Source organism: Bacteroides sp. MSK.20.12 (assembly GCF_019052435.1).
Lineage (GTDB): Bacteria > Bacteroidota > Bacteroidia > Bacteroidales > Bacteroidaceae > Bacteroides > Bacteroides xylanisolvens.
Genome location: NZ_JAHQVH010000004.1, coordinates 211482 through 234500 on the forward strand (window position 1 = coordinate 211482; position 23019 = coordinate 234500).

Sequence of the window (23019 nt, forward strand, 5' to 3'; positions counted from 1 at the left end):
ACCCTAGCTCTTTCTTACTTTTGTGTATTACTTATACAAAGGGAAGGAAATTAATATCCTAATTTTGAATGTATGATGAAAGATACTAAAACAGAAAAAGATAAATTGCATCGTTACCTGGATGACCTTTATACCCGGGAAGAGGCTTCGCAACTTTTGCAAAGCATAAAAGAGGCAGAAAACCAAGATTTATTGGATGAACTGGCAGCAGAGGTTTGGGAAGAATCCGGGAACTTGCAACCTGCTACTGATTTGGAACGGGAAAAATATAAGAGAGAGGCACGTCAGTTATTGAAACGTATTGAACACAAAAAACGTACCTGGTTCCGTCGGGCGTCTGTGGTGGCGGTTAGTACGGCGGCTGTCATAGCCATTATAATAGGGAGTGTCAACTTTTTCCGGTATATGAATGAGCAGCAGGTCACGCTTGCCGAAGTCACCACTTCTTTTGGTGAGAAAAGACAAGTGACTTTGCCGGATGGAACTCTTTTGGTATTGAATTCTTGTTCTCAAGTGCGTTATCCGGAACGTTTTGTGGGAGATAGCCGTGAAATAGAACTTGAAGGTGAGGGATATTTCCGTGTTGCCCGTAATGAAAAGATGCCATTTGTTGTAAAGACAAAGCGGCTGGATGTTCGGGTATTGGGTACTCGTTTTGATGTCAAGTCCTATTCAACGGATGAGATTGTATCTGTGAGTGTGGAGAGTGGTAAAGTACAGGTTGATTTACCGGAAGCGATGATGAGGCTGACCGCAAAAGAGCAAGTGCTTATCAATACGGTTTCCGGTGAATATAGCAAGAAAACAGAAGACAGGGGAGTGGCTGTCTGGATGAAAGGAGGTTTACGTTTCTACAGTACACCGATTCGGGATGTGGCAAAAGAACTGGAGCGTGTATATAATTGCCGGATTACTTTTGCTCCCGGTCAGGATTTCAACAATTTGATTACCGGTGAGCACGATAATAAGAGTCTGGAGGCCGTACTTAAATCCATCGAATTTATCAGCGGTGATATCAAATATAAGAAAGAAGGTATTAATGTCCTTCTTTATAAAGAATGAGATGAAGAAAAGATAATGTTCAACCTTTAAAAGAATAATAGATGAAAACAGCCCCTTCATGAACCCCCTAAAATGATAGAAGCACTCCAAAGGAATGCCCCTATCCGCAATCCGGACGGATATTCATAAGCTTCGACCCAAATGAATAACGTATCGCGTATTGCTTGTTTTTAATAACTTTAGTCAATTACTAAAACGCACAAATTTATGAATAATCTTCTTATTTGTAAAGGGATAAGTAAAAATAGCTGTTCGTTTTTAGCTTTTTTACTATTCACCTTCATTTTAATTGTTCCGGCTGCTGCTCAAACACTGAAAGAGCACGATATAACGCTTCGCGTGCAAAATGAGCCGGTAGAAAGTGTTTTCAATAAAATCAGCAAACAGACTAATTTTAAATTTCTCTATGACCAGGAGACAGTGAACAAAGCTCCGAGAGTTTCTTTCGACATTAAAAATGCTTCATTAAAACAGATTCTGGGCGAGATAACCACCCAGGCCAAACTTTATTTCAATAGGACCGATCATACAATTGCTGTCAGCAAACAGCCGCTTAAAAAGGAAGAAACAGCTCAACGCACACGCACTATCCAGGGAATTGTTGCAGATGATAAAGGAGAACCGGTGATTGGTGCCAGTGTTCAGATTAAAGGAGAAGGCAGTGGTACCATTACCGATATCGACGGACGTTATTCAATCATGAATGTACCAGAATCTGCCACACTGACTATTTCTTATATCGGCTATAAAACGGTGAATATCTCTGCAAAAGATAAGAATACGGTAAAAATCACGTTGGTGGAAGATAGTAAGATGATCGATGAAGTAGTCGTGGTAGGCTATGGTGTTCAGAGAAAAAGAGATGTTTCTACTTCTATTTCTTCCGTGAAAGCCGAACAAATAGCAGAAGTTTCCGCTTCCGATTTTCGTCAGGCGTTGGCGGGAAAAATGCCGGGAGTACAGGTTACGCAACCTAGTGGTGATCCGGAAGGAAGCGTAAGTATCCGTGTTCGTGGTATCAGCACAGTGAATGCAGGTAGTGATCCTCTCTATATTATCGACGGTGTACCGGTGGAACGTGGATTTGCCAATCTGAATAATAATGATGTTGAATCTGTAGAAGTTTTGAAAGATGCTTCTTCGGCAGCTATTTATGGTAGTCGTGGATCGAATGGTGTAATTATTATCACAACCAAACAGGGGCAGTCGGAGAAAATGAAAGTGCAGTATGATGGATATTATGGTATCCAGAGTGTTTCGAAGAAACTTTCAATGATGAATGCATATCAGTTTGCCGAATTTGCAAAAGATGGGCATGACAACGCCTATCTGGATGCCAATCCCGGTGGATCACCGGATGATCCGAATGGGATGCGTCCCAACTCATGGGAACGTATCCCCACCGAACTCTTTCCTTATCTGAATGGTGACAAAGGACTGACCGATACGGACTGGCAAGACGCTATATTCCGTACTGCTGCTACTACCAGCCACAATGTATCTATTTCCGGCAGAGGAAAAACAGTCGGTTATTTTATTTCAGCCAACTATTATGATAAAGAAGGTATTATCATTAATTCCGATTTTAAGAAATATAGTATGCGTATGAATTTGGACGGGAAATATAAAAGACTGAAATTCGGTCTGAATTTTTCTCCTTCTTATTCTACTTCCAACCGGGTAGATGCTTCCGGGTCTAACGGTATTGTGCAATCAGCCTTGATGATGCCTCCGGTATGGCCGGTGTATAATGCGGATGGAAGTTATAACTATCAGGGAAACGGATATTGGAGAATTGGAAATGACTATCAGCACAATGCCGTATTAAACCCGGTAGCCATGGCAAACCTCCAATCGGATGTTGTAGATCGTATGGCTATTGTGGGAAAAGTCTTTGCGGAATTGGAGTTATATAAAGGGCTTACCTATAACATTTCTTTTGGTGGTGATTATTACGGTTCGCATAACGATCAATACCGTTCATCGGAACTTCCGTTATTGGGACAGAAATATTATGATGTGAAGTCGAATCCTACTGCATACAGTTCATCCGGTTTTTACTTCAACTGGTTGGTTGAGAATAAAATCAATTATAATACGACCATCAAGGATGCTCATTCTATCAATGTCGTTTTAGTGCAATCGGCTCAAAAAGAAACATATAAAGGTGATAATGTAACGGCTACCGATTTCCCGAATGACTATATACAAACAATTTCCGGAGGTACGGTGACGAAAGGTGCATCTGATAAAACACAGTGGACAATTGCTTCTTATCTGGCACGTGTACAATATAGCTATAAAGGTAAGTATATGGCTTCAGCAGCCATTCGTGCAGACGGTTCTTCCCGTTTCGGAAAAAACAACCGTTGGGGATATTTCCCTTCTGCTTCTTTTGCATGGAGAATAAGTGGAGAAGACTTTTTCACGAAAGCAAAATTCCTGTCATTTGTTGATGACTTGAAACTTAGAGCCAGTTATGGAGTTACCGGTAATTTTCAGATTGGTAATTATGACCACCTGTCTCTGATGGCTTCCGATAATTATATACTCGGTACAGGCAATGGACAGTTGGTGAATGGATATAAACCTAGTACCATAAAAAACGAGGATTTGAGTTGGGAAAAGAATGCGATGGTGAATGTAGGTATTGATTTACAAATGTTCAAAGGATTGTTGGGGCTGACTGTGGATTATTACAATACCAACACTTCTAATATGTTGTTGAACGTACCTGTTCCTCATCTGACCGGATATAGCACTGCATTGATGAATATCGGTAAAGTGAACAACAGGGGATGGGAAATAGCATTGACCTCGCAGAAGAATATAACGAAAGATTTCGGTTATTCATTCAATGCCAATTATGCTACAAATACAAACGAAGTAAAGGCGCTCGGTCCGGGTAATGCTCCTATCATATCTACCGGTAGCGTAGATCATGCGTATTACATAACGAAAGTTGGTGAACCTATCGGCTGTTATTATCTGTTGGTGCAGGATGGTATTTTCTCCAATGAAGAAGAATTGAAGAAATATCCTCATTTCAGCAATACCAAGCCCGGAGATTTCCGGTTTGTGGATGTAGATGGAGACGGCGTGATGGACTTGGATAAAGACCGTGCGATAGTAGGTAACTATATGCCTGATTTCACCTATGGATTCGGAGGAAAAGTGTGGTTTAAGGGATTTGATCTTGATTTCAATTTCCAGGGAGTGTATGGTAATGAGATTCTGAACTTGAATCGCCGTTACATTGATAATCTGGAAGGCAATACCAATGGTACTACCATCGCCTTGAATCGTTGGAAGAGTCCGGAAGATCCGGGAAACGGTCAGGTGAATCGTGCCAATCGTAAATCAAAAGGTTATAATGGACGTACGTCAACCTGGCATTTGGAAGATGGTTCTTATCTGCGGTTGCAGAATGTGACACTGGGATATACTCTGCCGAAGAATCTGACCCAGCGCTTTTTTGTAGAAAAGTTGAGAGTATACGTTTCCGGACAAAATCTCTGGACTTCAACTAATTATAGCGGATACAATCCGGAAGTGAATGCCCGGCCGTCTAATTCTCTTTCACCGGGTGAGGACTATGGTACTTATCCATTGGCTAAAACATTCTTATTCGGATTGAATATAACTCTTTAATCATCCTTTAAAATACACGTTGTATGAAAAAATATAAACTAATACTATTCTTGTCAACTGCTTTTCTATCAGTTGCTTGTACAGATAGTTTCTTCGATTTGGAACCAAGTAGCAGTGTGCCTACCGATAAAGTATATAAGACAGCAGACGATTTTAATGTAGCTGTGATGGGATGTTACTCTAAATTGCAGACACAGGTTTCCTATTTTACGGAGTGTTGCGAATATCGGAGTGATAATTTGACATTGAGCGCACCTACTGCCGGAACGCAGGACCGTTATGATATCGACCAGTTTGCAGATAAAGCTTCTAATGGAATCCTGGAAAATGCTTGGGCGAATTTTAATAATGGAGTCTATCGTTGTAATCTTATATTAGATAGGATTGATGAAGCCAACTTTGACGCTACTCTGAAAAAACAATATAAAGGAGAAGCCCTTTTCATTCGTGCACTTACCTATTTTAATATGTATCGTCTGTGGGGAGGAATACCTATGACTAATAAGGTGGTAACAGTGGCCGAAGCTCTGAAAATCGGACGTAGTTCAGACCAGCAGGTTTATGATTTCCTTGTCGGTGATTTGAATCAGGTTATTAATGAAAGTATGTTGCCGTCTTCTTATGCAAGTGCCGATATGGGACGAGTGACTTCCAGTGCTGCAATGGCACTGCTCGGCAAGATTTACCTCACTTTCCATAAATGGACGGAAGCTCGAAATGTGTTATCTCAATTGATAGGTAAGTATTCTCTGATGACTACTCCGGACCGGGTTTTTGATGTAAATAATAAAATGAATGATGAGATCATTTTTGCTGTTCGCTTTAATAAGGATGTGGAAGGAGAAGGGCATGGATACTGGTTCTCTATTATTAACCTGACCGACGATACCAATCAGACAAAGGCGCTGAAAGAATGTTATAAAGACGGGGATAAGCGGAAAGATTTGATTACTTATGTAAAGGTGGAAGATAAGGTCTGTGTCATGAATAAATTTAAAGATGTCAAGAGCGCGACTTATAACACTGTTGGTAATGACCAGATTATTCTCCGTTATGCCGATGTATTGTTGATGTACGCAGAAGCTTTGAATGAAATTAGTTACAGTAATTTGCAGAATTCAGAAGCCTTGGTTGCTTTGAATGCTGTACATACCCGTGCCGGATTGTCTCCGATTTTGATTACAGAGTTACCCGACCAGGATAGTTTCCGTAGTGCGATCATGCTGGAACGTCAACAGGAATTTCCTTATGAGGGACAGCGTTGGTTCGATTTGGTACGTATGGGAGGTGCTAAGGAAGCCATGAAAGCAGAAGGACATATTATTCAGGATTACCAATTCCTGTATCCTATTCCCAAAACGGAATTGGAAAGAATAAACAACACAGAATTGTTGTGGCAGAATACGGGATATTAATAGGGTTAAACTAAAAGAATTCAGACAATGAAAAAAATAATATATAGCTTGTTGTTTATTCTCACAGTAGTTTTTACTGCTTGTGAAGAAGAGCTGCCAAAAGCGAATTTCGATTTATATGAACTGAAGTCACTTACGGCAACAGCCGGAGATATGAATGTGACTCTTGCTTGGGAGGCATACGAAAATGCCCGGCCTAATGAATATTTGATTCTTTGGACTTCTGGATCGTCAGACGCGGAAGGAGGTGAGATGACTGTGGATGCAAAAACGATGACTGCCACAATCAATAATCTGGTGAATGACGTTGCTTACACTTTTTCTGTACAGCCTCGTTATACAGGAGGATTGGCTAGTAAAACGACCGCTGCCTGTACGCCGAAGAATGCGAGATACCCGATTTCTGATCTGACGGCAGCAGCCGGCAATGAAAGAGTGCGTTTGAGATGGACAAAACCTGCCAGTGAACGTTTTACCCGTTATCAGGTTACTGTTAATCCGGGCAATCAGATTATCAATCTGGATGATACTTCATTGGAAGAATACATTGTTGACGGGTTGACTAACGATCAGGAATATACGTTCAACGTAGTTTGTGTTTATCCTACAGGCAATTCTATTCCAGTGGAAACTTCAGCTACTCCGGGATTGATCTATCCTATTCTTGCCAATACGGAACTGGTCGTGTGGGAACCTTGCGCCTTTGCTTATAACGATATGTATTTTATGGCAGGTGAAGTGAAATCGGTAAGCTGGGATTTTGGTGATGGTACGACATCAGGAGAAAACAACCCTGTACATGCATTTGCTACTACCGGAACTTATACAGTAGCTGTTACGGTGACTTATGTAAATAACACAACCGAGTCGGGTAGTCTGGCTGTTACAGTCGGCAATTATAAATGGAATTCTGTCGATTTGAACTTTGGCGGACTTACCGGATATGTAAAGACTTCCAATCCGGTGTTCTCTCCGGATGGAAAAACAATGTACACTCCAACATCTACTCCTGCAGGGCATTTATTTGCTATTGATGTAGTGAGCGGTGAATTCAAATGGGTGTTTGCTATCAGTGAGATAACGTATGGTGGAGGTGCGTTGGTGGCTCCTGATGGTACTATATATCAGTGTGTAAGAAATGCTACTATTAATAATGTATATGCTATAAATCCGAACGGAACTCAAAAGTGGGCGGTTAAATTGGATGCTGCGATAGGTGCTTTTCCTGCATTGTCTGCCGATGGTGTCCTTTACTGTCTCACCAATAAGAGTACGTTGTATGCCCTCGATGCATCCAGTGGCATTATAAAATGGCAACAATCCCTTGACGGAGCAACAGGTAGTGCGGTAGCTATTGATAAAGCCGGAAATGTTTATGCGGGTACAAGTGCTGCTATTTATGCTTTTAAACCGAATAAGGATCAGATATGGAAATTGGAAGAAGTAAATGTGACAGAACAGGCTACGTTTGCTTTGAAAGATCAGATGCTTTATGCGACGTTGAAAGGAGGCGGACTTGTTGCTGTCGATATGACAAACGGGACAAAGATATGGACGTATCCGACTACGAAAGGTGATGCCTATTTCCCGATTGTAGATAAAAATGGTAATATCTACTTTACAGAGAAAGGAGCGCAGACAGTTCATGCAGTAAATGCCAACGGGGCTAAAATCTGGGAGAAAAAGGTAGGCAACAATTTGAATTACAGTGGAGGTACCTTGAGCACGGATGGTATTCTTTATATAGGTACTCAATCAGGAAACAAAGTATTGGGACTTGATATTACTAATGGAAACATTGTTTTTGAAGAAACTGTAGGACAACAAGTCATGGCAGCTGTTACTATTGGTCCGGACAAACGGCTTTATTGCGGAACGATCGGATCTGGTAATATCGGTGCTGTCAAAGCATTTGATATTAATAAGACTTTGGAGACAGACTCCTGGAGTATTCGTGGTGGTGATATTCAAGGTACAAACCGTCAAAAGTAAGTGATGATGAGAATCTCGGTTTTTATTGTATTTATGACGATGACAATGGGAGTATATGCACAGAAATATAAAGTAGGTACTACTACAGCTTTGTGGAAAGTACCTGCTTCCACAGATTTTTCTCAAGCTCGGTCTGTGGGGCTAGAGTATGTGGAAGTTGCATTTAACCAGTGTTATAGAGGCGTTCCGGCAAATGAGGTCATTCCTCGTGTTCGGGATATGAAAGCAAAAATTGATAGTGCCGGTATCAAAGTCTGGTCTATACATCTTCCTTTTTCCCGCACGCTGGATATATCGGTTCTCGATGAAAAGAAAAGGAAAGAAAATGTAGATTTTATGGCGGAGATGATTGAACAGTGTGCTCAATTTCAACCGAAATGTTTAGTTCTGCATCCAAGTTCTGAACCGATTGACGACAGTATTCGGGCACAAAGAATAGCCAATGCTTCCAGGTCTATTGCTTATCTGAAGAAATATGCGGATCAGATAGGAGCACAGTTATGTATAGAGAATCTGCCGCGGACTTGTTTGGGAAATACTCCTGAAGAACTTGGGGAGATCATCAAAGACATTCCCGGTGTGAAGGTTTGTTTTGATACCAATCATTATACAAAAGGAACGACGGAACATTTTGTAGAAACCATTGGTGAACGTATTGGTACCATACATGCTTCGGATTTTGATTTTGTCAACGAGTGCCACTGGCTTCCTACGCAAGGCGATATTAAGTGGGGAAAGTTAATGCACGCACTCGAAGGAGTCGGTTATGAAGGAGTTTTCATGTATGAAGCGACTAAAGATCACGAAAGCCATGATACACGTCCAACCCCGGAACGGGTCGTTGAAACTTTCAATAAAATAATAAATGATTATAAAACACTGAAATAAGATGGATATAATAAGAAAAATTCAATATTTACTGTTTTGCCTTTTGGCAATAGGCTTTGTTGCTTGCGATGATGATGACAACAACAGTACCGAAACAGGTCATGAAGGAATCCTTACTCAATTGGCAGAGGAAGTGGATGCCACAGCACAACAGTTGTGGAGTTCTTCTCCTTTGATTGTCAATGCCGGACGTACTGCTACTTTGACCAAAATTCAGGGGTATGCGGATAAATGTAAAGATGATTATTTCATCAGTTATCTGAATGGTTTCGACCAAGCAAGTACAAGTATGGAAAAGTGCGATCCTATTATCTATTTTTATCGGAGCGCATTTGACCGCGTGATGGATGGAATTAAAAACTCAAAAGTGGAAAATGGTACAGTAGAGATTTGGGCACTCTATAATATGGGGTATGTGGTTAAGACTCCGTCAGGGTGTTTTGCTATTGACATATCTCATCGTTGGGCAAAAGAACTGGCACCTTATATTGATTTTCTCTGCGTCACTCATAAGCATTCCGATCATTATAACAATGATCTTATTCAGGCTATGTTTGATTTAGGCAAACCGGTATTGTCTAACTACCTGAAAGATACGACATATCCTTATACCGCAAAAGGAGATAAAGATTATGAAATAGGAAAATTCAAAATTAAAACCTGTATCACCGATCACAACAATTCCGGGTTATCTAATTTTGTGACTGTATTTTCGATTGATTGTGGTGAAGATACCGGTAACTTCGTCTTTATGCATGTAGGAGACTCCAACTATAAACCGGAACAATATACGAATCTAGCTTCTCATGTGAATGTATTGATACCACGTTACGCTCCCAATGCACTGACTGAAAATAATATTCTGGGTTCGGGTGCAGGGCAGGTAGAACCGGATTATGTCTTGTTATCGCATATTCTGGAACTTGCTCATGCCGGTGTTGACGAATCGAGATGGTCATTGGAACTGGCACTCGAACGGGCTTCGAAGATTAACTGTGAACAGACCTATGTACCAATGTGGGGAGAAAAAATGGTCTGGAAAAACAATAAACTGAATTAAAATTCTTAATGTTTGAACTTATGAAACGGATATGTAACTTCATACTTCTTCTATGCTTGGTACAACTGGCTGTTGCCCAAAATAGAATAACTGAAATCAAAGAAAACCTGTTAGGAGATCATCCTGATAAAATACTGGTTGTATCACATCGGGCCGACTGGCGTAATGCTCCGGAAAACTCATTGCAAGGTATACAGAATTGCATTGATATGGGAGTCGATATGGTAGAGATCGATTTGAAAAGAACAAAAGACGGACATTTGGTAGTGATGCATGATAAAACAATCAATCGCACCATGAACGGAAAAGGGCTGGTAGAAGATTATACATTAGCAGAATTGAAAGCAATGCGTCTTAAAAATGGGGTCGCTTGTAAAACAAGACATCAGATTCCTACATTGGAGGAAGTCATGTTGCTTTGCAAAGGTAAGATAATGGTAAATATTGATAAGGGCTATGATTATTTTCAGGAGGCTTATGCCGTACTTGAGAAGACTGGAACAGTCGACCAGTGTGTTATCAAAGCTGGGCTTCCTTACGAACAAGTGAAAGCTGAAAACGGTGCTGTGTTGGATAAAGTAATTTTTATGCCTATTGTACAGTTGCACAAAGAAGGAGCCGAAGCTATTATTGATAGTTACCAGACACACATGAAGCCTGCTGCTTATGAATTAGTATTCGACAATGATAATCCGGAGGTTCTTAACCTGATAAAGAAAGTGCGTGATACAGGTTCTAACTTGTTTATCAATTCTCTTTGGCCCGAACTATGTGGCGGTCATGATGATGACCGTGCGGTGGAACTCCATCAACCGGAAGAAAGCTGGGGATGGATCATTAATCAGGGAGCGAAATTAATTCAAACCGATCGTCCTGCTCTGTTATTGGAGTATCTGCGCAAAAAGAAACTTCACGACTAACCGTATTTCTTCATGTTAAAACAGCTTATAAACTTTTACAAGGTCTCTTCACCGGGACCTTGTAACGGGGAGGCTTTGTCCTCTTCCGATGAACGTCGTCTGAAGTATCTGAAGTGGTCTACCTTCCTTTCGGCAACCTTTGGCTACGGTATGTATTACGTTTGCCGCCTTAGCCTGAATGTCGTAAAGAAGCCCATCGTAGAGGAAGGAATCTTCTCTGAAACGGAACTGGGAATAATCGGTTCCGTATTATTCTTCACTTACGCCCTCGGAAAGTTCACGAATGGTTTCCTTGCCGACCGTAGCAATATCAATCGCTTCATGACTACCGGTTTATTGGTTACGGCATTAGTGAACTTATGTCTCGGCTTTACCAATTCTTTTATTCTGTTTGCTGTCCTTTGGGGGATTAGCGGCTGGTTTCAGTCTATGGGGGCCGCCTCCTGTGTGGTTGGTCTTTCCCGTTGGTTCACGGACAAAGAACGCGGTTCCTATTACGGATTTTGGTCTGCCAGCCATAACATCGGTGAGGCGTTAACCTTTTTGATTATTGCGTCTATTGTCAGTGTCTTGGGTTGGCGATACGGCTTCTTCGGAGCCGGTATTGTCGGTTTGCTTGGAGCTTTAATCGTGTGGAAGTTCTTTCATGACACTCCCGAGAGTAAGGGTTTCCCTCCGGTGAATGTTCCCAAACAGAAAAAAGAGATGAGTGCAACAGAAACGGCGGATTTCAATAAAGCACAGCGCCAGGTGTTGATGATGCCTGCCATTTGGATTCTTGCCCTTTCGAGTGCTTTTATGTATATCAGTCGTTATGCGATAAACAGCTGGGGCGTCTTTTACTTGGAAGCTCAAAAAGGGTATTCTACCCTGGATGCCAGTTTTATCATTTCTATCTGTCCGGTTTGTGGTATCATCGGTACGATGTTTTCCGGAGTGATTTCGGATAAATTGTTTGGTGGTCGTCGCAATGTTCCTGCCTTAATCTTCGGATTGATGAATGTGCTTGCGCTCTGTCTGTTCTTACTGGTTCCGGGGGTGCATTTTTGGATAGATGTATTGGCTATGATTCTTTTCGGTTTAGGAATCGGAGTACTAATTTGCTTTCTAGGTGGTTTGATGGCAGTGGATATTGCTCCCCGTAATGCGTCGGGTGCTGCATTGGGAGTAGTAGGTATTGCTAGTTATATCGGAGCCGGATTGCAGGATGTGATGAGTGGTGTTTTGATAGAAGGTCAAAAAACTGTTCAGAATGGAGTTGATGTTTATGATTTCACTTATATCAATTGGTTTTGGATAGGGGCGGCTCTGCTGTCGGTACTTTTTGCGTTATTGGTTTGGAATGCAAAATCAAAAGTAGTGGGTTAATTCTAAAGATGTATTAGGTTAGATTGAGAAAGCTTGTTTGTAAAAGAAGATAACAAGTGTTTATATTCAAAAGTCTTGGATTTATTTTCGGGAAGTTCGTTTTTACGATTCTTCCCGAAAATCTTTTTATCATATTTACTTTGTCTCTGCCAGCCAACGATTGATATTGCGAGTTTCCGCACTGAATTCCACACCAATCTTTACTACTTCCCGATGATCTTTTTGATAAGGAATCAAATATCCTTTTTCATCAATCTGCTTCATCGCTTCTTCTGCGGTTCCATTTAATTTGAACTCAAATACATAGACGTATTTGGGTGTTTTGACTACAGCGTCGGCACGTCCGCGGGCACTGCGTACTTCCGCTTCCGTGAATTGGCCCATCAGTTTGAATACAAGATAGAAGATAATCTGATAGTGACGTTCGGTCTGGTTATTCAATTCATAGGGAATATCGGCAAAGAAAGCCTCCAGGCGGGTGAGGAAAGATTCATAATCACCTGTGCGCAATTCCTGAACGAATTTTCCGATATAAAATCCTTGATCGTTGTTCTTCATCGGAGAGTAAAACGGAACAAGAAAGTTAATGAATCCGTAGCGCACTTCATCATTCGGAAAATCGAGCAGATAATTCTGAAACTCTCTGTCGTAATCTTTAATAGTTAGATATCCACTTTGATAAATCAGCGGTACAGGATTATTAGCATCCATTCTGTATTCAGCAAAAGAAGAAGCAGGCGCTTCTATACCATTTAATAAAGTACGGAGATCATATTCACTTTTTTGTAGTAGTTCAACCAAGAATGTCGGTGTACCGGTTTGGAACCAATAGCTGCCCAACTCCAATTTGCTGAAAGCATTCAATACACTAAATGGGTTGAATACTCCTGCGCCATCCGGATGAAAATGATAGCCGTCATAATTGCGTTCCATTGCAGTGACCACTTCTTCTGGCGTCTGATTATTTTTGTGACCGAAAGTTTCAATTTCGGGTTCGAAAGTACTCTTTAGCTCTTCACGAGTGATGCCACAAAGTGTGGCGTAAGAGTAGTCAAGACTAATGTCATTCAACTGATTCAAGTCGCTGAATACGCTGATTTGAGAGAACTTCGTAACTCCGGTCAGGAAAACAAAACGGAGATATGCGTCAGCACTTTTCAATACTCCATAAAAGGCTTTCAATATCTGACGATACTCTTCGAACAATTTCGGACGGGTAATGGCTTGCAAAAGAGGTTTGTCATATTCGTCTACTAATACAACGATGTTTTTTCCAGTTTTCAGAAAAGCTTGCTCGATCACATAGCTAAAGCGTTCTTCGGGGCTACGATCTTTTTTCTCATCACCATAAATAGCTTCCCATTTCTCTAAATATTGGTTTAGCATTGCGATTAAATCCGCTGCCGTCTCATATTTTTTTGCATTCAGATCAAGGTGTAAAACAGGAAACTGTTCCCATTTTGTCTCTAGTTGTTCAATGGCCAAACCATTAAATAGCTCTTTTTTTCCTTGGAAATAAGCATCGAATGTCGAAATTAATAGACTTTTACCAAAGCGGCGTGGTCTGCTTAGAAAATATGGCTTTCCCAAATTGGCCATACGCCATACAAGCGCAGTTTTATCCACATAAAGATAATTCTCCTTCCGTATTCCTTCAAATGTCTGTATTCCAATAGGAAGTTTACGCATTAAGTTGTCCATATCCGATGGTTTTAGAGTTTCTTACGCAAAGATACAATATGCAAATGAGAATTTAAGTAGAATACAAACATTATCTTTTCAGAATAAATTCAGTTTTATGTCTTTCCTTTGCCGGAGATAATTTGTTATCTTTGCAACTTTAACCCGATAATCAATGAGTAGAATAATATTAAATACTAAGATTTGGCTGTTTGTGTTGTTGTTTGGAATGTCGTTTCCCGCATGGGCACAAAGTGATGATTTCAATACATGGACCAAGTTTAAAGTGAGTCATAAGATAGATTCTCGTTTCTCGGTTTCAGGCGATTTGGAATTACGTATGAAGGATGATGTAAGTCGATTAGATCGTTGGGGACTGACAGTTGGTGGAAGTTATCGCCCTTGTTCTTTTTTGAATCTGGGAGTGGGATATGAGACCCATCTTCGGAATTTGGGTGATTCAGACTGGAAGTTGAGACATCGCTATCATATATCTGCCACTGCCAACTTTCGTTATCAATGGTTGAAAGTGTCTTTGCGGGAGAGGTTTCAGCAGACTTTTGACCGTGGTGATTCTGAAACTCGTCTACGTTCTCGTTTGAAGTTATCCTATGCTCCTACAAAAGGAATCGTTTCTCCTTATTTTTCTGTTGAAATTTATCAAAGTCTGGATGATACCTCTTTTTGGAGAGCAGACCGTATGCGCTATCGTCCCGGAGTGGAGATTGCTTTAGCCAAACGTTGGTCATTGGATGCATTTTATTGTTATCAATATGCATCTTCGCAAGGCAGACACATTGCCGGAATAGAAGTGGGGTATTCTTTTTGAAATAAATGACGGATAGTAAATAATAACCAATGCTAATATAATAATGTGGAGTTCAGAATGTCTTGTTTTTGCATGTGTTATGTAAATGGCTGATTACGTGCTTTTTATATAAAAGATTAATCTTTTTAAAGGAAAATATTTCTTTTCTTAACTATAATCTGTACTTTCGCTTCCACATTTCAAACTGTAATGTGGGAATTTAAGATTCTACAGTTGCAACAGACGTGTTGTATGGTTTTTCATAACCGAAAGTGAATACTTCCTCTTATGGCATTCTTTCTGCTCAATCAAGAATTTCTTTTTTTGAACTAATAGAAAAACAAAATGAAAACATGCCATAACCTATTTGTGGGAGTAGGTTTTTTTATCCTTTGTTGTACTATGTTTACTGCTTGTGTAAACCATATTTCGGAGGAAGAAGGGGAAATCATTAATAATGGAGATATTCCGTTGAAGTTTGTAGCTGATATTCATGAGATCATGAATACTCGTGTAGTAAACAATAGTTTTGGAGAAAAAGATGAAGTGGGATTATTTGCACTTGCAGGAACTACTACAATGCAAGAAGAACGTTATGCAGATAATCTTCATTTTGTGCGTTCATCTACTGGTGAGTTTGTATCTGATGAGTCGGTTTACTATCCGGATGATGGAGTAACATTGAATTTAATCAGTTATTATCCATATCAGAAGGGCGGGGTAGTAATGGGTGAAAGTTCCATGCAAGTGACCGTTGCAACAACTCAAGATAAACTGGATGATTATTCTCATTCTGATTTTCTAGTTGCTTCCAAAAAGGAAGTATTAGCTAGTAAAGATGCAGTTGCTTTGACTTACAACCACCAGTTCTTTCGCATGAAAATAGTCCTTGTCCCCGGAGAGGAAGAGAATATAGAAGAAATACTATCTGTGAAACCTACACTTTCGGTGAGTGGCTTTTATACTAAGACCATTTATGATTTTCAGAAGAAAACATTCTCTGCCTATTCTGAAGAGAAAGATATTACTCCTGCAGGAGAATGGGAAATAAAAGACGGTCGACTAGTAGGAAAAGAGCTTATTTTGATTCCCCAAGAGGCGACTGTTGGGTATCAATACATAACATTGGAAGCTGCCGGCAAACTATATACCAGTTTATTACCATCCACTTTACAATTGGAAAGTGGAAAACAGAGAGAGTTGGAAATAACGTTTGTATCGGCCGAAGATATATTAATGAGTAAAGTGAACGGAGAAATCGGGGATTGGGATGGAACAGAAGTGGATCATACCGAATCGGGTATTTTGCATAAATACATAGATGTATCGAAGCTGACTTTTGAAAAATCGAATGTGTACAAAGTGATACATTCGGGAAAACAAGTAGCCGAAATATGTAAAGAGTATCTTGTTACTCCGGATTTTTCTTCTCAAGCGATTGTTGCCTATCCGATGAAAGAAGACGGTAGCGTTAATTTATCTCAAGGGATTGTAGCACAGTTATTAGGAAAATCAGGAAAAGTGAATGGTGGAAGTGTATCATGGAATATGGAAGATCATTCATTAACCTATGTGGATGGCACCTTATTGGCTCGTCATAATGTTTATGTGCTGGCAGACGGAACAATCTCCTTATCAGTAACACTGGCAGATGATGTGTTACCTGTTTTGGCACAGGAAGATATTGTTCGTGATGTTCGTGGAGGAGTCATCCATAATTATCCGTTAGTGAAGATCGGAACTCAATACTGGATGAGGAGTAATTTGGAGACATCTTTATATGTAAACGGTGATGCGCTCCCTAAATTGAATCAGGTAACAGCAAATATAGCCGGATATTTGCAATCTACTACAGAGCATTATTTTTATACCGCTAATGTTGCGCTTTCCGGTAGGATCTTGCCAACTCACTGGAGTATACCGAATTGGGAAGACTGGAATATTTTAAAAGACTACTTGAAGGGGGAAGCTTCTTTGTTGAAGTCAGGGACCTGGTTGTCCCTGAAGACGGAAGAACAAGTGCAACCTGCAACTAATTTATCCGGTTTTAATGGTATTCCTGTAGGAATGTATGTAGGGGCTTTTCAAGCAGATTATGAGAACAAACATTTGGCATATTGGACATTGGACAATACAAATGCCACCATCGATACTAAGGTTTTCTACATGAAAAGTGATACGAATATCATAGAAGAATCTAATGCGGGTATTGATACGAAAGCTTTCGCTATTCGTTGTATTAGAAAGTAAATCAGTGAAAATTGCATCTCCTTTTCATAAATTGCTTATATTTGGGAAGTAAAACTAACTAAAAGAGAGAACTATGAAGAAGATAATAAATCCCTGGAAGGGTTTGGAAGGGTACAATTGTTTCGGTTGTGCTCCTAATAATGAAGCTGGAGTAAAAATGGAATTTTATGAGGATGGTGACGAAGTAGTGAGCATTTGGAAGCCACGTCCCGAGTATCAAGGCTGGATTGACACTTTGCATGGCGGTATTCAAGCAGTTTTGATGGATGAAATCTGTGCGTGGGTGGTGCTTCGTAAACTACAAACGACTGGAGTGACTTCGAAGATGGAAACCCGTTACCGAAAATCTGTTGATACCAAAGATTCTCATATAGTATTGCGCGCCTCTATTAAAGAAGTGAAGCGGAACATTGTCATTGTTGAAGCAAAATTATATAATGAGGATGGAGAAGTATGCACAGAATCGGTTTGTACCTACTTTACTTTCTCGAAAGAAAAGTCGAAAGACGAAATGCATTTTACGAAATGTGATGTAGAGCCGGAAGAGATATTGCCTTTAATTTGAAATAAAAACTCAAGTTTTTGTGATAAATGTTTGGTGGTTTCAAACAAATGCTTTACTTTTGTCGCAGTTAATAAAAGAAATATGAAATATACAACTACACATCATCATCATCATTTTCCTAACGAATAATCGGTGGGCGTGGATGATATTGTGTATAACTATATAAACGATAACTAAGGCTTGCCGAATACGGTAAGCCTTTTTTATTTCTCAACGCATATTATAATTAAAAATTAAATAAAGTCATGTTAAGAATCGCAGTACAAGCCAAAGGACGTCTCTTCGAAGAGACAATGGCACTTTTAGGAGAGTCGGATATTAAGTTGAGCACTACAAAACGTACCTTATTGGTGCAGTCTTCCAATTTCCCTATTGAAGTTCTATTCCTTCGTGATGATGATATCCCGCAGACAGTGGCTACCGGTGTGGCAGACTTGGGAATTGTTGGCGAAAATGAATTTATGGAAAAGGAAGAAGATGCGGAAATCATCAAACGTTTGGGATTCAGTAAGTGTCGCCTTTCATTGGCTATGCCGAAAGATATTGAATATCCCGGTTTGTCATGGTTTGACGGTAAGAAGATCGCTACTTCCTATCCGGTTATTCTTCGTAACTTCCTGAAGAAAAATGGTGTAAATGCTGAAATTCACGTGATTACCGGTTCTGTAGAAGTGTCTCCGGGAATTGGATTGGCTGATGCTATTTTCGATATTGTAAGCTCCGGTTCTACGTTGGTAAGTAACCGTTTGAAAGAAGTGGAAGTCGTAATGAAGTCGGAAGCATTGCTGATTGGCAACAAGAATATGAGCGACGAGAAAAAAGAAGTGCTCGAAGAACTGCTGTTCCGCATGAATGCGGTAAAAACAGCCGAAGATAAAAAATATGTATTGATGAATGCTCCGAAAGATAAACTGGAAGAAATCATTGCTGTATTGCCGGGTATGAAGAGTCCTACGGTGATGCCGTTAGCACAGGAAGGCTGGTGCTCTGTTCATACAGTACTTGATGAAAAACGTTTTTGGGAAATCATTGGAAAACTGAAAGGACTGGGAGCGGAAGGTATTTTAGTACTGCCGATTGAAAAGATGATTGTATAAATATATAGGTATCTAATAAAGTAGGAACCATGAGATTGATTAAATATCCCTCAAAAGAACAGTGGACGGAACTTTTGAAACGTCCGGCACTGAATACGGAAAATTTGTTCGACACTGTTCGCTCTATTATAAATAAGGTAAAAACAGAAGGTGACAAAGCCGTCTTGGAATATGAAGCTACTTTTGATAAAGTCGCCTTGTCTGCGCTTGCTGTGACTCCTGAAGAGATACAGGTTGCCGGAACATTGGTAAGCGATGAACTGAAAGCAGCCATCTCCCTGGCAAAACAAAATATTGAAACCTTTCATGCTTCCCAACGTTTTATCGGAAAGAAGGTAGAAACAATGAACGGTGTGACTTGCTGGCAAAAATCGGTAGGAATCGAAAAAGTGGGATTGTATATTCCGGGTGGAACAGCACCACTTTTCTCAACTGTATTGATGTTGTCTGTTCCGGCTAAAATTGCAGGATGCAAGGAAATCGTACTTTGCACGCCTCCCGATAAGAATGGAAATATTCATCCGGCTATTCTTTTTGCTGCGCAACTGGCAGGTGTCAGTAAAATATTCAAGGCTGGTGGTGTGCAGGCTATTGCCGCTATGGCCTATGGAACGGAGAGTGTCCCCAAAGTATATAAGATATTTGGTCCAGGCAATCAATATGTGACAGCTGCCAAACAGTTGGTAAGCCTGCGTGATGTAGCTATTGATATGCCTGCCGGTCCTTCTGAAGTCGAAGTTCTGGCAGATGCATCTGCCAACCCGGTTTTTGTAGCAGCAGATCTTTTGTCACAGGCAGAACACGGAATAGATAGCCAGGCTATATTGATTACCACTTCCGAGAAGCTTCAAACAGAAGTAATGACGGAAGTAGAACGTCAATTAGCCGAATTGCCCCGTCGTGAAATTGCTGCAAAATCATTAGAGAATAGTAAACTGATTTTAGTAAAGGATTTGGATGAAGCATTGGAACTGACTAACGCATACGCGCCGGAACACTTAATTATAGAAACGGAAAACTACATGGAAGTAGCAGAGCGTGTAACAAATGCCGGTTCTGTTTTCCTTGGATCGTTAACTCCCGAAAGTGCCGGCGACTATGCTTCCGGAACGAATCATACCTTGCCTACCAACGGTTATGCCAAAGCATATAGCGGCGTCAGTCTGGATAGTTTTATCCGCAAGATTACGTTCCAGGAAATTCTCCCGGAAGGAATAAAGGCTATTGGTCCTGCTATTGAGGAGATGGCGGCTAACGAACATTTGGATGCGCATAAAAATGCGGTCACAGTTCGTCTCAAAGCAATTCAAAATTCATAACTTAAAATTTAAAGAAGTGAAAACATTACAAGAATTAACCCGGCCGAATATCTGGAAATTAAAGCCTTACTCTTCGGCACGTGATGAATATAAAGGAGTCACCGCTTCTGTTTTCCTGGATGCAAACGAAAATCCGTACAATACGCCTCACAATCGTTATCCGGACCCTATGCAGTGTGAACTGAAAACATTGTTGTCGAAAATTAAGAAAGTATCTCCCGAACATATTTTTCTCGGAAACGGCAGTGATGAAGCCATCGACTTGGTCTTTCGTGCTTTCTGCGAACCGGGTAAAGATAATGTAGTAGCTATCGATCCTACCTATGGAATGTATCAGGTCTGTGCCGATGTAAACGATGTGGAATATCGGAAAGTATTGTTGGATGATAACTTCCAGTTCTCTGCTGACAAATTGCTGGCAGCTACCGACGAGCATACCAAACTTATTTTCCTTTGCTCTCCTAATAATCCGACAGGAAATGATTTGCTTCGTTCCGAAATAGAAAAGGTACTTTGCCAGTTTGAAGGATTGGTAATGTTGGATGAGGCTTACAATGATTTTTCTAAAGCTCCGTCTTTCCTCGAAGAGTTGGACAAATATCCCAATCTCGTCGTATTCCAGACATTCTCCAAAGCCTGGGGATGTGCTGCTATCCGTTTGGGAATGGCTTTTGCTTCCAAAGAGATTATTGATATTCTTAGTAAAATCAAATATCCCTATAATGTCAACCAGTTGACTCAACAGCAAGCCATCGCCATGTTGCATAAACATTATGAGATAGAACGTTGGGTGAAAACTCTGAAGGAAGAACGTGACTATTTGGAAGCGGAATTTGAAAAGCTTCCATGTACCATTAAACTGTTCCCGTCTGATGCGAATTTCTTTCTGGCAAAAGTGACGGATGCCGTGAAAATCTACAATTATTTGGTAGGTGAAGGAATTATTGTGCGTAATCGCCATAACATTTCGCTTTGCTGCAACTGTTTGCGTGTGACTGTCGGTACCCGTGTAGAGAATAATACCCTATTGGCTACCCTTAAAAAATACCCGGGATAATTTATGAAGAAGAAAGTATTATTTATAGATAGAGATGGTACGTTGGTGATCGAACCTCCCGTAGATTACCAACTCGACTCATTGGAGAAGCTGGAATTCTATCCGAAAGTTTTCCGTAATTTAGGTTTTATCCGCAGCAAACTCGATTTTGAATTTGTGATGGTCACCAATCAGGATGGATTGGGTACATCTTCTTTCCCGGAAGAAACGTTTTGGCCTGCCCATAATCTGATGCTTAAAACATTAGAAGGAGAGGGGATTACTTTTGATGAGATTCTGATAGACCGTAGTTTCCCGGAAGATAATGCGCCCACCCGTAAACCACGTACCGGAATGCTGACGAAGTATCTAAATAATCCGGAATACGATCTTGCCGGAAGTTTTGTTATAGGCGACCGTCCTACGGATGTGGAACTTGCCAAGAATTTGGGTTGTCGGGCAATCTATCTGCAAAATTCACCTGAAACCCTGAAAGAAAAAGGACTGGAAGAAGTCTGCGCCCTTGCAACAACTGACTGGGATCAGATATCCGAGTTCCTTTTTGCCGGAGAACGGAAAGCGGAAGTACGTCGTACAACCAAAGAAACAGATATTGATGTGGCTTTGAACTTGGATGGAAACGGCGCTTGTGACATCTCTACCGGTCTTGGCTTTTTCGACCACATGCTCGAGCAGATTGGAAAACACTCCAGTATGGACTTGACAATCCGTGTAAAAGGAGATCTGGAGGTGGACGAACATCATACAATCGAAGATACTGCTATTGCATTAGGAGAATGTATTTACCAGGCTTTAGGTAGTAAGCGTGGAATTGAACGTTATGGCTATGCTTTACCGATGGATGATTGTCTTTGTCAGGTTTGTCTGGACTTTGGTGGTCGTCCCTGGCTGGTTTGGGATGCCGAATTCAAGCGTGAGAAGATAGGGGAGATGCCGACGGAAATGTTCCTTCATTTCTTTAAGTCACTAAGTGATGCGGCAAAAATGAATCTGAACATTAAGGCGGAAGGACAAAATGAACATCATAAGATAGAAGGTATTTTTAAAGCCCTTGCCCGTGCCTTGAAAATGGCAATCAAAAGAGATATCTATCATTTTGAACTTCCATCCAGCAAGGGAGTACTTTGATCTTTTTATAATAACAATATAGACTTATGCAGAAAAGAATCCTGTTAAGCCTACTTTTGGGAGTAATCTTCTCTATATCTATTTTTAGTCAGAATTTGAAAGTAGAGAAGATTACTCTTCCTGATAGTGAATTAACCAATCTGTACAAGATCGATTCGGGTGTATATCGTTCAGAGCAACCTTCGCATGAAGACTTTAAAGCTTTAGAAAAGTATGGTATTGGCGAAGCTCTCAATCTCCGTAATAGACATAGCGATGATGATGAAGCCGCAGGAACGAACGTAAAGCTTCATCGGGTAAAGACCAAAGCTCATTCCATCAATGAAGAACAGTTGATTGAAGCATTGCGTATTATAAAGAATCGTAAAGCGCCGATTGTTATCCATTGCCATCACGGATCAGATCGCACAGGAGCTGTTTGCGCACTTTATCGAGTGGTATTTCAGAATGTTTCAAAAGAAGACGCGATTCATGAAATGACTGAAGGCGGTTTTGGCTTTCATCGTATTTATAAAAATATCATTCGGAGGATTAAAGAAGCGGATATAGAGCAAATAAGAAGAAAAGTTATGTGTACAGAGGGATTTTAGTATGTAATTTTGTGCAGATACATGTCTTGCTAAAATGTTGTATCGAAGCTATGATGAGGCGTTATATTTTCTCAACTATTCTCACTGCTATGAGAAAAAATTCTCACTATAATGAGGGATATTCCTAAAATAATAAAATTTAAGGCAACTAATTCATTGCGAGTTAGTT

17 protein-coding genes are annotated in these 23019 nt (G+C 40.5%); 16 read left to right on the plus strand and 1 reads right to left on the minus strand.

What is annotated here, in order from left to right; genetic code table 11:
* Positions 1–72: 72 nt before the first annotated feature.
* The 8 genes from KTR06_RS03995 to KTR06_RS04030 all read left to right on the plus strand — a co-directional run bounded on the left by KTR06_RS03995 (position 73) and on the right by KTR06_RS04030 (position 12356).
* Positions 73–1062, plus strand: coding sequence for a FecR family protein (locus KTR06_RS03995; RefSeq protein WP_165861880.1), 990 nt, complete (start codon positions 73–75; stop codon positions 1060–1062).
* 207 nt (positions 1063–1269) lie between these two features.
* Entirely contained in the window at positions 1270–4713 is a 3444-nt protein-coding gene (locus tag KTR06_RS04000) for a TonB-dependent receptor (protein ID WP_217289983.1), read from the plus strand.
* Between the two features lie 23 nt (positions 4714–4736).
* The gene (locus tag KTR06_RS04005; RefSeq protein ID WP_120067392.1) at positions 4737–6128 is read left to right on the plus strand and encodes a RagB/SusD family nutrient uptake outer membrane protein; all 1392 of its coding nucleotides are present in this window, start codon (positions 4737–4739) and stop codon (positions 6126–6128) included.
* A 27-nt stretch (positions 6129–6155) separates the two neighbouring features.
* Positions 6156–8120, plus strand: coding sequence for a PQQ-binding-like beta-propeller repeat protein (locus KTR06_RS04010; protein WP_120067391.1), 1965 nt, complete (start codon positions 6156–6158; stop codon positions 8118–8120).
* A gap of 6 nt (positions 8121–8126) precedes the next feature.
* Complete coding sequence (locus KTR06_RS04015; RefSeq protein WP_117809104.1) at positions 8127–9008, plus strand: sugar phosphate isomerase/epimerase; 882 nt, start codon at positions 8127–8129, stop codon at positions 9006–9008.
* Between the two features lies 1 nt (position 9009).
* Positions 9010–10068, plus strand: coding sequence for an MBL fold metallo-hydrolase (locus KTR06_RS04020; RefSeq protein WP_217289984.1), 1059 nt, complete (start codon positions 9010–9012; stop codon positions 10066–10068).
* Positions 10069–10088: 20 nt separating this feature from the next.
* Positions 10089–10988 (plus strand): glycerophosphodiester phosphodiesterase family protein, encoded by a 900-nt coding sequence (locus KTR06_RS04025; protein ID WP_120143505.1) that lies wholly within the window; start codon positions 10089–10091, stop codon positions 10986–10988.
* A 12-nt stretch (positions 10989–11000) separates the two neighbouring features.
* Positions 11001–12356 (plus strand): MFS transporter, encoded by a 1356-nt coding sequence (locus KTR06_RS04030; RefSeq protein ID WP_211420690.1) that lies wholly within the window; start codon positions 11001–11003, stop codon positions 12354–12356.
* Positions 12357–12491: 135 nt separating this feature from the next.
* On the opposite strand, the gene KTR06_RS04035 is transcribed toward KTR06_RS04030, so the two are convergent.
* The gene (locus KTR06_RS04035; RefSeq protein ID WP_087318206.1) at positions 12492–14057 is read right to left on the minus strand and encodes an ATP-binding protein; all 1566 of its coding nucleotides are present in this window, start codon (positions 14055–14057) and stop codon (positions 12492–12494) included.
* Between the two features lie 154 nt (positions 14058–14211).
* Between KTR06_RS04035 and KTR06_RS04040 the strand changes: the two genes are divergently transcribed.
* The 8 genes from KTR06_RS04040 to KTR06_RS04075 all read left to right on the plus strand — a co-directional run bounded on the left by KTR06_RS04040 (position 14212) and on the right by KTR06_RS04075 (position 22850).
* Positions 14212–14865 carry a DUF2490 domain-containing protein gene (locus KTR06_RS04040; RefSeq protein ID WP_008021752.1) on the plus strand — a complete coding sequence of 218 codons (654 nt, stop codon included), beginning with the start codon at positions 14212–14214 and terminating at the stop codon, positions 14863–14865.
* A 324-nt stretch (positions 14866–15189) separates the two neighbouring features.
* Positions 15190–17094, plus strand: coding sequence for a fimbrillin family protein (locus tag KTR06_RS04045; protein WP_217289985.1), 1905 nt, complete (start codon positions 15190–15192; stop codon positions 17092–17094).
* A gap of 73 nt (positions 17095–17167) precedes the next feature.
* Positions 17168–17659: a PaaI family thioesterase gene (locus tag KTR06_RS04050; protein WP_004310812.1), complete on the plus strand. Its 492-nt coding sequence runs from the start codon at positions 17168–17170 to the stop codon at positions 17657–17659.
* 245 nt (positions 17660–17904) lie between these two features.
* A complete protein-coding gene (hisG, locus tag KTR06_RS04055; RefSeq protein ID WP_008021757.1) occupies positions 17905–18756 on the plus strand; it encodes an ATP phosphoribosyltransferase in 852 nt (283 codons plus the stop codon).
* 29 nt (positions 18757–18785) lie between these two features.
* Entirely contained in the window at positions 18786–20075 is a 1290-nt protein-coding gene (hisD, locus tag KTR06_RS04060; RefSeq protein ID WP_217289986.1) for a histidinol dehydrogenase, read from the plus strand.
* Positions 20035–21132 carry a histidinol-phosphate transaminase gene (gene hisC, locus KTR06_RS04065; RefSeq protein WP_182019495.1) on the plus strand — a complete coding sequence of 366 codons (1098 nt, stop codon included), beginning with the start codon at positions 20035–20037 and terminating at the stop codon, positions 21130–21132. Before hisD ends, hisC begins: the two co-directional genes overlap by 41 nt.
* Positions 21133–21135: 3 nt before the next feature.
* Positions 21136–22260: a bifunctional histidinol-phosphatase/imidazoleglycerol-phosphate dehydratase HisB gene (gene hisB / locus KTR06_RS04070; protein ID WP_117809099.1), complete on the plus strand. Its 1125-nt coding sequence runs from the start codon at positions 21136–21138 to the stop codon at positions 22258–22260.
* Positions 22261–22286: 26 nt separating this feature from the next.
* Complete coding sequence (locus KTR06_RS04075) at positions 22287–22850, plus strand: dual specificity protein phosphatase family protein (RefSeq protein ID WP_004315962.1); 564 nt, start codon at positions 22287–22289, stop codon at positions 22848–22850.
* The last annotated feature ends 169 nt before the right edge of the window (positions 22851–23019 follow it).

What these genes read in the sequence shown, in the direction of transcription:
- KTR06_RS03995 (WP_165861880.1), top strand. Translation starts at nt 73, where the DNA reads ATGATGAAAGATACTAAAACAGAAAAAGATAAATTGCATCGTTACCTG.
- KTR06_RS04000 (WP_217289983.1), top strand. Translation starts at nt 1,270, where the DNA reads ATGAATAATCTTCTTATTTGTAAAGGGATAAGTAAAAATAGCTGTTCG.
- KTR06_RS04005 (WP_120067392.1), top strand. Translation starts at nt 4,737, where the DNA reads ATGAAAAAATATAAACTAATACTATTCTTGTCAACTGCTTTTCTATCA.
- KTR06_RS04010 (WP_120067391.1), top strand. Translation starts at nt 6,156, where the DNA reads ATGAAAAAAATAATATATAGCTTGTTGTTTATTCTCACAGTAGTTTTT.
- KTR06_RS04015 (WP_117809104.1), top strand. Translation starts at nt 8,127, where the DNA reads ATGAGAATCTCGGTTTTTATTGTATTTATGACGATGACAATGGGAGTA.
- KTR06_RS04020 (WP_217289984.1), top strand. Translation starts at nt 9,010, where the DNA reads ATGGATATAATAAGAAAAATTCAATATTTACTGTTTTGCCTTTTGGCA.
- KTR06_RS04025 (WP_120143505.1), top strand. Translation starts at nt 10,089, where the DNA reads ATGAAACGGATATGTAACTTCATACTTCTTCTATGCTTGGTACAACTG.
- KTR06_RS04030 (WP_211420690.1), top strand. Translation starts at nt 11,001, where the DNA reads ATGTTAAAACAGCTTATAAACTTTTACAAGGTCTCTTCACCGGGACCT.
- KTR06_RS04035 (WP_087318206.1), bottom strand. Translation starts at nt 14,057, where the DNA reads ATGGACAACTTAATGCGTAAACTTCCTATTGGAATACAGACATTTGAA.
- KTR06_RS04040 (WP_008021752.1), top strand. Translation starts at nt 14,212, where the DNA reads ATGAGTAGAATAATATTAAATACTAAGATTTGGCTGTTTGTGTTGTTG.
- KTR06_RS04045 (WP_217289985.1), top strand. Translation starts at nt 15,190, where the DNA reads ATGAAAACATGCCATAACCTATTTGTGGGAGTAGGTTTTTTTATCCTT.
- KTR06_RS04050 (WP_004310812.1), top strand. Translation starts at nt 17,168, where the DNA reads ATGAAGAAGATAATAAATCCCTGGAAGGGTTTGGAAGGGTACAATTGT.
- hisG (WP_008021757.1), top strand. Translation starts at nt 17,905, where the DNA reads ATGTTAAGAATCGCAGTACAAGCCAAAGGACGTCTCTTCGAAGAGACA.
- hisD (WP_217289986.1), top strand. Translation starts at nt 18,786, where the DNA reads ATGAGATTGATTAAATATCCCTCAAAAGAACAGTGGACGGAACTTTTG.
- hisC (WP_182019495.1), top strand. Translation starts at nt 20,035, where the DNA reads ATGCGGTCACAGTTCGTCTCAAAGCAATTCAAAATTCATAACTTAAAA.
- hisB (WP_117809099.1), top strand. Translation starts at nt 21,136, where the DNA reads ATGAAGAAGAAAGTATTATTTATAGATAGAGATGGTACGTTGGTGATC.
- KTR06_RS04075 (WP_004315962.1), top strand. Translation starts at nt 22,287, where the DNA reads ATGCAGAAAAGAATCCTGTTAAGCCTACTTTTGGGAGTAATCTTCTCT.